Consider the following 11,464-nt stretch of genomic DNA (forward strand, 5'->3'; position numbering starts at 1 on the left):
TCTGAAGCCGTGTTCTATGGCGCTAATAAAAAAGGTATTGTGATTTCACAATACCTTTTTTTATTTGTAGTACTTGGTGAGTACTTCCAGAAAGATACGCATTGCGAAAATGATGATTACTGCCCCGGCTACCCTGTTGAGTACTTTGATATTTTTCTCCTTGATCCTGTATCTCAGTTTTGCAGCATAATAGGTTTTCAGGGAATCAACAAACAGCTGTGTAGCCATTGCGATCACAAAAAATACAATCTTTTCATTTAATGCGTAGTGTAACTGCGCGGAAACGAAGCCCCCTACACCCACCCAAAACATAAGGGTAGTGGGTGACAGCAGGCACATCAGGAAGCCCTTCAGGATATAACCGCTTCTGCTTACTTTGAGTATTTCTGAGATCTCGTAGTTAATTTTTACTTTACTGACCAGGTAGTATATACCTATACCCAAAAGAAAAAGGCCACCAACTATCCCCACATATTTATTGTATGCAGGGTTGTAATTCACGAACTGAGAGCTAAAGATCGTAAAAGTAATAAATATGATGTCACTCAGTACTACTCCTATTGCCAGAGAAAAGCCGGCTTTGAAACCTTTTTCTATACTGGTCTTTATCATGGAAAAGAAAACAGGCCCTGTTAAAAACGAAAACAAAATACCCGCACCAATCCCCTGTAATATTGCTTCAATCATTCAACTCATTCTATTTCGTGCTAATATCCGATTTAAATATATAAGTAGTCCCATTTTTTTTCCTTCATTTATTGTGCTCTATCTGCATTTTATCAAACAGTTTATTTTATTTATGTTTATAAACTCAAACTTTGCAGCAACCAATTTATATGGATAACAATACACAAAAAAACTATGGGACAGCCTTGTACACAATTATTACGGTGTTCTTTTTCTGGGGATTTGTGGCCGCGTCAAATGGGATATTTATTCCTTTTTGCAAGACCCATTTCAACCTTACACAATTTGAATCGCAGCTGATTGATTTTACTTTCTACGGCGGTTATTTTATTGGCTCACTGATTCTGTACTTTGCCTCCCAGGCCAGTAAAGTCGATATTCTGAATAAAATGGGGTATAAAAACGGGATTATCGCCGGACTTGCTATCTCTGCATGTGGGGCATTACTGATGGTGCCTGCGGTACATTCAGGCTCCTTTATCTTTATCCTTGTTGCGTTTTTTGTCATCGCAATAGGCTTTTCCCTGCAGCAGACAGCTGCCCAGCCCTTCGTGGTAGCACTTGGAGCCCCTGAAAGCGGCACACACAGGTTAAACCTTGCTGGCGGTGTCAATAACTTTGGTGGCTTAATGGGGCCGGTGATCGTGAGTATAGTGCTTTTCGGCTCCGCAAGCGATGCCGTAGCTAAAGTCGTTGATATCGCTTCAATTACCACCTTATACTACGCCCTGGCCGGACTATTTCTGCTGGTAGCAGGCTTTTATGCGATCAGCGACCTGCCAAAGGTAACCAGTGATGAACAACTGGAGGCCAGTCCAAAATCAAACGGACCTCTGGTAGTAATTATTCTCGGTTTTCTGATGGTGCTTGCTGCGCAACCCTTATCACGCCTCACAGGTGTTGCAGAAGCTAATTTTGTATATTCCTCACTGGTGATCATTATTGGTGCATTACTTTTCGTTTATGTAAAGAAAAAAGACAATTTAAATCAGTGGGGTGCTATGCAATATCCGCAACTCATTCTGGGAATGATTGCCCTTTTTACTTATGTAGGTGTAGAGGTGACCATCCAGAGTAACCTTGGTGCCCTGCTCAACCTGAAAGAGTTTGGCGGTTTCCGTGAATCCGATATTCAACCTTATATTGCCTTGTACTGGGGAAGTATGATGGTAGGCCGGTGGACGGGCGCTGTAAGTGCATTTAGTCTCAGCAGGGTAGCCAAAATCGTACTCACTGTCATTGTTCCTTTTGTTGCCTTCGGTATCATCCTTTTAGTAAACCATCTGACAGGAACCGATGTAAGCAACCTCTATATCTATGGTATTTGCGTAGCGATACTCGTGGTAGGGTTTTTTATTGGACAGGAAAAGCCGGCAAAAACGATGGCTATATTTTCTACTCTTGGCGTAATCGCGATGATTGTAGGCCTGCTGAACACGGGTGAAGTAGCTACGCTGGCCTTTATTAGTGGTGGTTTATGCTGTTCTATTATGTGGCCATCTATCTTTGCACTGTCGATCACCGGACTGGGAAAATATACCAGTCAGGGTTCTTCATTTCTGATCATGATGATTCTTGGCGGAGCTATTCTGCCTCCTGTACAGGGTAAGCTTGCTGATGCGCAGGGGATACACCACTCGTATATTATTCCTGCAATCGGTTTTGCTTATCTGATTTTCTTTGCCTGGAAAGTGAGTGCCGTACTAAAGAAACAAGGTATCAATTTAGAGAGTATTGCAGCGGAGGGAGGTCACTAATTGGTACGTATAAAACCTGGATTTGATGATATTTATATGAACCTGGCGGTGGATCTTGCTGCCAGGTCTCATTGTGTAAGGGCACAGGTAGGAGCCGTGCTCACCAAAGATACCCGTATTATTTCTATAGGATACAATGGCCCTCCGGCCGGGACCCACAATTGTGATGAGGAATGGCCTGATACCGGTTGTGCGCGGGATTCCAAGGGAAGTTGTTCTCTGGCCCTTCATGCAGAGGAAAATGCAATTCTTTATGCTGCCAGAAACGGATCTAAACTTGAAGGCGGAACATTGTATACAACACTCTCCCCATGTATTGCCTGTGCAAGGCTGATCCTGTCCTCAGGCATTAAAGTAGTGTTTTATAAAGACTCCTATGCAGCCTATAAAGGACTGCCCAGTGATGAAGGTGTAGATTTCCTAAAAAGATTCGGTGTTGAGGTGAATAAATACTAACTTTGGCCATGCTAGAAAAAATCATAATTATAGATTATGGCTCTCAATTTACGCAGTTGATAGCCCGCAGGGTTCGCGAGTTAAATGTTTATTGTGAAATACACCCCTTTAATAATATTCCGGAAATTACAGCAGATGTTAAAGGTGTAATTTTTTCTGGTAGTCCTTACTCTGTTCTTCAGGAAGATGCCCCACAGATAGACCTTGCCCGTTTCCATCAGAAACAACCGGTTCTGGCAGTTTGTTATGGTGCCCAATATCTCGCACAACATTCCGGAGGCCGTGTTCAGCGTTCTTCAACACGTGAGTATGGCAGAGCAAATCTTAATTATATTCAGGCAGACAATAAGTTATTAAAAAATATCAATATTGGTTCTCAGGTTTGGATGTCACATGGTGACACCATCACAGACATCCCGGCAGAATTCGAAGTGATTGCAAGTACTGACAGCGTAAGGGTTGCCGCTTTCCACGTGAAAGATACCTCAACCTATGCTATCCAGTTCCACCCTGAGGTTACACATAGTATCGACGGCAAGCAACTGCTTGAAAACTTTCTGGTAGACATCTGCGGATGCAGCCAGGACTGGACAGCGGATGCCTTTGTGGAGACGACCATTGCAGAACTTAAAGAAAAATTAGGAAACGATAAGGTGGTTCTCGGCCTTTCAGGTGGCGTGGATTCAAGCGTAGCCGCTATCCTGCTGCACAAAGCCATTGGAGCTAACCTTCACTGTATCTTCGTAGACAATGGTTTACTCCGTAAGGATGAATATGAATCTGTTCTTGAACAGTATAAACATCTGGGATTAAACATCAAGGGCGTAGATGCTAAAGACCGATTCCTGAGTCAGCTGGCAGGAGTGAAAGATCCTGAATTGAAACGGAAGGCAATTGGGCGTGTATTCATCGAGGTATTTGATGATGCTGCACATGAAGTTCAGGATGTAAAATGGCTTGCTCAGGGCACGATATACCCGGATGTGATTGAGTCTGTTTCGGTAAAAGGTCCTTCGGCAACCATTAAATCGCACCACAATGTTGGCGGATTACCAGATTTCATGAAACTGAAAGTTGTGGAGCCGCTAAATACGTTATTTAAAGATGAAGTAAGAAGAGTTGGTAAGTCTCTCGGTCTTGAAGACTTTATCCTTGGCCGTCATCCTTTCCCGGGTCCGGGTTTGGCGATCCGTATCCTCGGAGATGTTACAGCAGAAAAAGTAGCCATCCTTCAGGACGCTGATAAAATTTATATAGACAACCTTAAAGAAGCAGGTTTATACGACCAGGTGTGGCAGGCAGGAGCGATCTTCCTTCCGGTACAGTCGGTTGGAGTAATGGGAGATGAGCGTACTTATGAGAACGTGATCTGCCTTCGTGCAGTGGAATCTGTTGATGGTATGACAGCAGACTGGTGTCATTTACCATACCCGGTGCTTGCGAAAATTTCTAATGAAATCATCAATAAAGTAAAAGGTATTAACAGAGTTGTATATGACATTAGTTCAAAACCACCAGCAACAATTGAGTGGGAATAAATTTTGGTGTATAATCTTTATGAGTTGTTTCCTGATGGCCTGTTCGCCAAAGGTAACAACTCGTAAGACACCTCAAAAAGATGCAGGAGCTCAACCGGCAGCAGTAGTTAAAACTGAGAAAAAGTTTACTGATGCCAGCATCGCTTTACTCATTCCCTTTAATCTCAATACTACAAATATTCAGTCGGGTACAAAGGCCGAAATGGAGAAATCTGTTATGGCTATCGATTTTTACCAGGGATTTAAGATGGGAGTAGATTCTGCTGCAGCATCAGGTTTAAACTTTCGGCTGAAAGTACTTGACACCAGAGATAATACTGAACAGCTGAATTCCCTGATGAAATCCGGGCAGCTCTCGGGCAGCGATCTGATTGTTGGTCCGGTGTTTCCGGATGGAGTGAAGCAGATCACCAATTATTCTGTTTCCAATGGTATTCCGGTAGTTTCACCGCTGGCGGCTACGCATCCCGATGAATTCCTAAATCCCAATCTGATTTCTGTAGTTAATAATATTGATCTCCATGCAGAAAAAATGTCCGGATTTATCGCTAAAACCTTTGATCCTGCGAAAACAGTTGTGGTGCTGATCAGTACACGTAAATCTGCTGATGAAGCGCTGGCGATCCCTATCCGCGCTTATTTTACCAAAGATAAAGGGGCAAAATTTACCTTTCAGGAGTACAGTTCGGTTTACGCGATGGAAACCGCCAGAGTTCCGGGTAAACGTTATGTCGTTCTTGTTGCTTCTTCAGAGCGGCAGTTTGTTGTGGCTACGATTGATAAGCTCTCAAAAATGAGGAATGCAGGGATGCAGATTGATCTGTTTGGCCATCCAAACTGGTCAAAACAAAATTACAATACAGATAAATTGCAATTGCTGTCAACCCGGATCACTACTTCTTATTGGGTAGATTACAAAAGCCATGCTGTAAACAGCTTCGTAAAAAAATACCGGAGTCTTTACCACTTTGAACCAGGAGAATATGCATTTAAAGGTTTTGATTCTGGTTTGTATTTTGGTAAGTTACTTGCTGCACGCGGAGCCAATTATCTCCAGTACCTGCCTGTCGAAAAATACAAAGGATTGCAAAATTCTTACGTGTTTAAAAAGGATGAACAATTAGGGTATATCAATACCAGCCTGTTTTTGCTGGAATATAAAAACTATGCGCTAAACCCCGTAGAATGAAATTAGAATATCAGGTACGCGCCTTTGAACAGGCATTTGATCAGTATGATGGGGTTCTCCCCCTGCACAGGTTTTTATTTACCTATTTCAAACAGCACAAACAAATGGGTTCTTCAGACAGACGCTGGACTACCCGGTATCTGTATAGCTATTTCAGACTGGGCCAGGCACTGAAGAAAGAAGAACGCCTGTTACGACTGGCCATTGCCGACTTTCTCTGTAATCAAACGGAGAGCCTTGTCATCAGTAATTATCTGCCGCTCTTAAAAGATCAGTTGCTCCTGCCTGTACAGGCAAAAATTGCATTGATTCAGGATGCCTTTCCAGATTTTAACCTGGAGGATGTCTTTCCTTTTAAAGCAGTGCTGTCTGAGGGTATTGCTGAAGCAGATTTCCTGCAGTCGTTTTTTATCCAGCCTGATCTTTTCCTTCGTGTGAAAGAAGATCAGCAGGTGTCATTCCTGGAACTTTTGGCAAAGGAAGAAGTAGCGGTGAAGATCATTAATGCAAAGACATTGGCACTGCCCAATGGTACCAAACTGGAAAAGCTGCTCCCGGATAACATGTATTATCAGGTGCAGGATCTCTCTTCGCAAATGACCGGCGAATACTTCAATCCAAAGCCTTATGAATACTGGTGGGACTGCTGTGCAGCTTCAGGCGGAAAATCGCTCCTGCTGCACGATTTGGAGCCTAAAGTGCAGCTGCTAGTAAGTGATGTCAGAGAAAACAGTCTGCATAACCTGGATGAACGTTTCCAGGCTGCAGGTATCAGAAAGTATCAGAAGAAAGTACTGGACCTGCTGCAGAATAATGATCAGGATCTGCATGATTATGTTTTTGATGGGATTATCCTGGACGCACCCTGCTCAGGTTCGGGAACCTGGGGACGTACACCGGAAATGCTATATCACTTTGAAGAACATAAAATTGAATTCTTTGCAGGTCTGCAAAAAAATATCGGCGCCAGGGTTGTCAAATACCTTAAGCCCGGCAAGGCGTTGATTTATATTACCTGCTCCGTATTTCAGAAGGAAAATGAGGCGGTGATTGAGCATTTGCTGGCTACGCAGCCCTTAAAACTGGAAAGCATGCAGAGCATCAGAGGTTATAATGATCAGGCAGACACCATGTTTATTGCAAGGCTCATCAAAGATTAGCCTACAGCCCTGTATTGTTTCTGAAAAGCTTGATTGCGATAGCAAGCAGGATGACACCAAAGGCCTTTCTTAATACGTTCAGTCCGGATTTACCAAAGAGTTTCTCCAGGCGTTCTGTATTTTTTAGTACGATGTATACAAACAACATATTAAAAAGTATACCTACAACAATGTTCTGAGTGGCATATTCGGTTTTTAAGGATAATAGGGTAGTCATTGTGCCTGCGCCTGCAATCAATGGGAAAGCCAGTGGCACGATGGAAACCGTTTCAGGTGCCTCTTCCTTAAATATCGTTAATCCCAGTACCATCTCCATTGCAATACAGAAAATTACCAGCGAACCCGCAATTGCAAAGGATGCCACATCCAGCCCGATTACTTTCAATAAGGTTTCTCCTGCAAAAAGAAAGATGATCATCAGGCAGGTTGCTACCAATGTTGCCTTTTCGGATTCAATATGCCCGGCCTTTCTGCGCAGCTGAATCACTACAGGAATAGATCCTAAAATATCAATGATTGCGAACAGCACCATTGATGTGGATAAAATCTGGCTAAACGTAAATTCCATGAGCGTGGTTTTTCTGTAAATGTAAAACGAATTTACCTAAAAAGCCACTCAGTAAGTGGCTTTTTAGGTAAATATGATGATCAGATCAATTATAAGGTCTGATGATATTCTTGTCTGATTTTACTGTTCTTTTTACTATAAGCATAGTAGATCAGGATACCCAGACCCATCCATACCGCTAAACGTCCCCAGCTCGCAAGAGGCAATGAAGCCATCATCATTACACAAACCAGGATTCCTAAAATAGGTACCACAGGCACCCATGGTGTACGGAAAGGTCTTTCCAGCTCCGGATTTGTTTTTCTCAGGATCAGGACACCGATACAAACCAGAGAGAAGGCAAATAATGTACCGATACTCACCATATGACCAAGATCTGAAACAGGTACGAAACCTGCGAAAACACTTACAAATACCATGAACATTAAATTGGTTTTATAAGGAGTTTGATTTTTTGGATGAAGTTCAGAGAATACCTTAGGTAACAATCCGTCCTTACTCATGCTGTAAAATACACGGCTCTGGCCTAATAACATTACCAGAATTACGGAAGTATAACCGGCAAGAATAGCAACGATCAGGAACTTGTTTAAGAAAGTATAGCCTGTTTGTGCAAATGCTGTAGCAACTGGTTTGGCATCACCCGCAAATTTGGTGTAGTTTTCCAGTCCTGTCATTACGTATGAGAACAGCACATATAATAAGGTACATACAACTAATGAACCGATGATACCGATAGGCATTCCTTTTTGAGGGTCTTTAGCTTCCTGAGCTGCTGTACTCACTGCATCAAAACCGATGAAGGCAAAGAATACTACCGCAGCACCACGCAGGATACCACTGATACCAAAATGTCCGAAATCATCGCTGGCGAAAAATTCAAAGAAGCCTTTAGTACCCGATTTTACAGCTTCTTCACCAAGGTTGACAGGGATAAATGGCTGGTGGTTAGCAGGATTGATGAATGACCATCCCAAAGCAATAAATACAAGCACAACACCAACCTTAACGATTACCAGTACGTTATTTACTGCTGAAGATTCTCCTGTACCTTTCATTAACAGAAGGGACAGTAAGCATACAATGACAATTGCAGGAAGATTGATGATACCACCTGCGTTAACCATCTGGCCAGCTACATCTACCTCATCCCATGGGCCATGTAACAAGGCGGTAGGGAAATGAACGCCGAAGCCCTCGATAAACTGTGAAAAGTATTGTGACCAGCTGGCGGCAACAGTAGCTGCACCCAAAGCATATTCCAGTACTAAATCCCATCCAATGATCCATGCCATAAATTCACCCATTGTAGCATACGAATAGGTGTAGGCACTACCCGCTACAGGGATCATGGAGGCAAATTCCGCGTAACAAAGTCCGGCAAAACCACAACCTACTGCAGCAACAATAAATGATAAAATTACGGCAGGACCGGCATTGTCGGCTGCTGCTATACCTGTCAGTGAGAATAATCCAGCACCGATAATAGCACCAACGCCCAGGGCAACCAGATTGAAACTGGATAAGGAACGGACCAGCGTGCCCTCACCACTCTCATTCGCCTCAGCCAGTAATTGTGGAATAGATTTTTTAAAAAGCATAAGTTAGTTTAAAGTGTTAAGTTTTTTTATTTGTGATACAATTGAATTCAATTCCAAACCTAATTAAAAAAAAATTAAAAATAAAAGGGACTTTCTCTGGAAATCCCTTTTATTCAGCGCAATGATAAGCATTTATTGCTTATTTATCAGGGTGTCGCTGGTATTTTTAACGGTGTCTAACAGTATTTTACCGTTTGTATCAGTATACTTTACGATTTTAATCTCCTTTTTGATGTTTGTAGTCAAATTATTACTAATTCCCACAGCAATATGTGGTGCAATAACTAGTGAAACGATAGACATTAGCTTGATCAGAATATTCATCGAAGGTCCTGAGGTATCTTTGAATGGATCTCCGACAGTGTCTCCTGTTATGGATGACTTGTGAGGATCGGAACCTTTGTACTCCATAATCCCGTTGATCAGGACGCCTTTCTCAAAAGATTTCTTTGCGTTGTCCCAGGCGCCGCCGGCATTCGATTGAAATATGCCCATCAGCACGCCTGACACAGTTACACCTGCAAGCAGACCTCCAAGTACCTCGGCACCGAAGGTAAAGCCTACGATCAGCGGAACGGTCAGGGCAATGGCACCCGGGAGCATCATCTCCCGTATCGAAGCCTGCGTAGATATCGCGACACATTTCTCGTATTCTGGCTTCGCCTTGTATTCCATAATCCCGGGTATCTCTTTAAACTGTCTTCTCACTTCTTCCACCATTGCCATCGCTGCGCGGCCAACGGCAGATATGCACAGAGCGGAGAAGATAAAAGGGATCATACCTCCCACAAATAATCCTGCCAGCACATTTGCTTTATAGATATCTATTGAGGTGATACCTGAAATTCCCGCAAAGGCAGCAAACAGCGCCAGTGAAGTCAGTGCCGCAGAAGCGATAGCAAAACCTTTACCCGTTGCTGCTGTAGTATTGCCAACGGCATCCAGTATATCTGTACGTTCCCTGACTTGTTTGGGTAAACCGCTCATTTCGGCAATTCCACCTGCATTGTCTGCAATAGGGCCAAATGCATCAATAGCGAGTTGCATAGCCGTCGTTGCCATCATACCTGCAGCAGCAATGGCTACCCCATAGAAGCCGGCAAAATAGTAGGAGCCATAAATGCCTGCTGAAAGAACCAGGATCGGCAAAACAGTAGATTCCATTCCCACAGATAGTCCTCCAATGATGTTGGTGGCATGCCCTGTAGAGGATTGCCTGATGATGGATTGCACAGGGCGGTTACCCATAGCCGTATAATATTCCGTGATCAGGCTCATGAGCGTTCCTACGGCCAGCCCCACCAGGATAGAATGGTAGACCGACATCGCGTTAAACTGAAAACCCCTGATCGACATGGAAGCTGGCAATAACCACTTTACAGCAAAGTAAGAGGCTATGGCAGTCAATAGAATCGACAGCCAGTTGCCCAGGTTGAGTGCATTCTGAACATTGTCGGTCTCTTTACCGATTTTCACAAAGAGAGAAGCTATAATGGAAAAAATTAATCCCAGTCCCGCAATCAGCATCGGCAATAATACAGGTGCCATGCCTCCAAACTGATCTGCAGAAACAATTTCCTGTCCCAATACCATCGTTGCGAGAATGGTGGCCACGTATGAGCCGAATAAATCTGCCCCCATTCCGGCCACATCACCCACATTGTCACCCACGTTATCGGCGATAGTAGCAGGATTTCTCACATCATCCTCAGGGATTCCTGCTTCAACCTTCCCTACCAGATCGGCACCCACGTCGGCTGCCTTGGTGTAGATCCCTCCTCCAACACGCGCAAACAGGGCAATACTCTCGGCGCCTAAAGAAAAACCTGCGAGCACCTCGATTGTCTTTTTCAATTCTTCAGAAGAATGAGCAGATCCCGGATGAACGAAAGTATGATATAATACAATGAAGAGACCGCCAAGTCCCAGGATTGCGAGACCGGCTACCCCAAAGCCCATTACTGTACCTCCTCTGAAAGAAACTTTAAGAGCTTGTGCAAGGCTTGTTCTTGCTGCCTGGGTTGTCCTGACATTTGCCTTGGTAGCGATACGCATCCCGATATATCCTGCAAAAGCAGAAAATACTGCACCAATTAAAAAAGCGATGGCAATGACAGGACTGGAATGAATGGGTGCTGCGGCGCTGCCCTGCAGGGTGCCCGACCAGGCGAGGAGTATGCCGGCAATAATGACGAAATAACTGAGTACTTTCCATTCCGCCTTGAGGAAAGCCATGGCGCCATCGGCGATGTGACCTGCCAGTTCAGACATCGTTTTGTCACCCGCGTCCTGTCGTGATACCCAGGCACTCTGGAATAACATGACCAAAATACCGATACCCCCAAAAATGGGGATAATGTTGATTAAGTTTTGCTGTAAAAAATTCATATGATGTTTATATTTGGTTGCAATGATCAGGCGTACAGATGCCTATATACAAAATAAGGAGAGTTTCTGAGATTGCCAAATTAAACATAGTTATGCCGTATCCCCTTATTTGAGCATAAA

9 protein-coding genes are annotated in these 11,464 nt (G+C 43.6%); 5 read left to right on the top strand and 4 right to left on the bottom strand.

Going from position 1 to position 11,464, the window contains the following annotated elements; genetic code table 11:
• Positions 1–60 precede the first annotated feature (60 nt).
• Positions 61–687 (bottom strand): LysE family translocator, encoded by a 627-nt coding sequence (locus OQY15_RS08780; protein WP_265790296.1) that lies wholly within the window; start codon positions 685–687, stop codon positions 61–63.
• Between the two features lie 149 nt (positions 688–836).
• Between OQY15_RS08780 and OQY15_RS08785 the strand changes: the two genes are divergently transcribed.
• Genes OQY15_RS08785 through OQY15_RS08805 form a run of 5 tightly spaced genes read left to right on the top strand, consistent with a single transcriptional unit; the run spans position 837 to position 6,787 of the window.
• Positions 837–2,444, top strand: a complete 1,608-nt coding sequence (locus OQY15_RS08785) for an MFS transporter (RefSeq protein WP_265790299.1) — start codon at positions 837–839, stop codon at positions 2,442–2,444.
• Between the two features lie 36 nt (positions 2,445–2,480).
• A complete protein-coding gene (locus OQY15_RS08790) occupies positions 2,481–2,900 on the top strand; it encodes a dCMP deaminase family protein (protein WP_265790451.1) in 420 nt (139 codons plus the stop codon).
• An 8-nt stretch (positions 2,901–2,908) separates the two neighbouring features.
• On the top strand, positions 2,909–4,438 hold the full coding sequence (guaA, locus tag OQY15_RS08795; RefSeq protein WP_265790302.1) for a glutamine-hydrolyzing GMP synthase: 1,530 nt from the start codon (positions 2,909–2,911) through the stop codon (positions 4,436–4,438).
• 19 nt (positions 4,439–4,457) lie between these two features.
• Complete coding sequence (locus OQY15_RS08800; protein ID WP_265790304.1) at positions 4,458–5,627, top strand: amino acid ABC transporter substrate-binding protein; 1,170 nt, start codon at positions 4,458–4,460, stop codon at positions 5,625–5,627.
• A complete protein-coding gene (locus OQY15_RS08805; RefSeq protein WP_265790306.1) occupies positions 5,624–6,787 on the top strand; it encodes an RsmB/NOP family class I SAM-dependent RNA methyltransferase in 1,164 nt (387 codons plus the stop codon). Before OQY15_RS08800 ends, OQY15_RS08805 begins: the two co-directional genes overlap by 4 nt.
• A gap of 1 nt (position 6,788) precedes the next feature.
• Here the strand turns inward: OQY15_RS08805 and OQY15_RS08810 are convergent, their stop codons facing one another.
• The 3 genes from OQY15_RS08810 to OQY15_RS08820 all read right to left on the bottom strand — a co-directional run bounded on the left by OQY15_RS08810 (position 6,789) and on the right by OQY15_RS08820 (position 11,344).
• Positions 6,789–7,355 (bottom strand): MarC family protein, encoded by a 567-nt coding sequence (locus OQY15_RS08810; protein ID WP_265790308.1) that lies wholly within the window; start codon positions 7,353–7,355, stop codon positions 6,789–6,791.
• A gap of 89 nt (positions 7,356–7,444) precedes the next feature.
• Complete coding sequence (locus OQY15_RS08815) at positions 7,445–8,956, bottom strand: amino acid permease (protein WP_265790311.1); 1,512 nt, start codon at positions 8,954–8,956, stop codon at positions 7,445–7,447.
• Positions 8,957–9,088: 132 nt separating this feature from the next.
• Positions 9,089–11,344, bottom strand: coding sequence for a sodium-translocating pyrophosphatase (locus tag OQY15_RS08820; protein ID WP_265790313.1), 2,256 nt, complete (start codon positions 11,342–11,344; stop codon positions 9,089–9,091).
• Positions 11,345–11,464 lie beyond the last annotated feature (120 nt).

Source organism: Pedobacter sp. MC2016-15 (assembly GCF_026239695.1).
Lineage (GTDB): Bacteria > Bacteroidota > Bacteroidia > Sphingobacteriales > Sphingobacteriaceae > Pedobacter.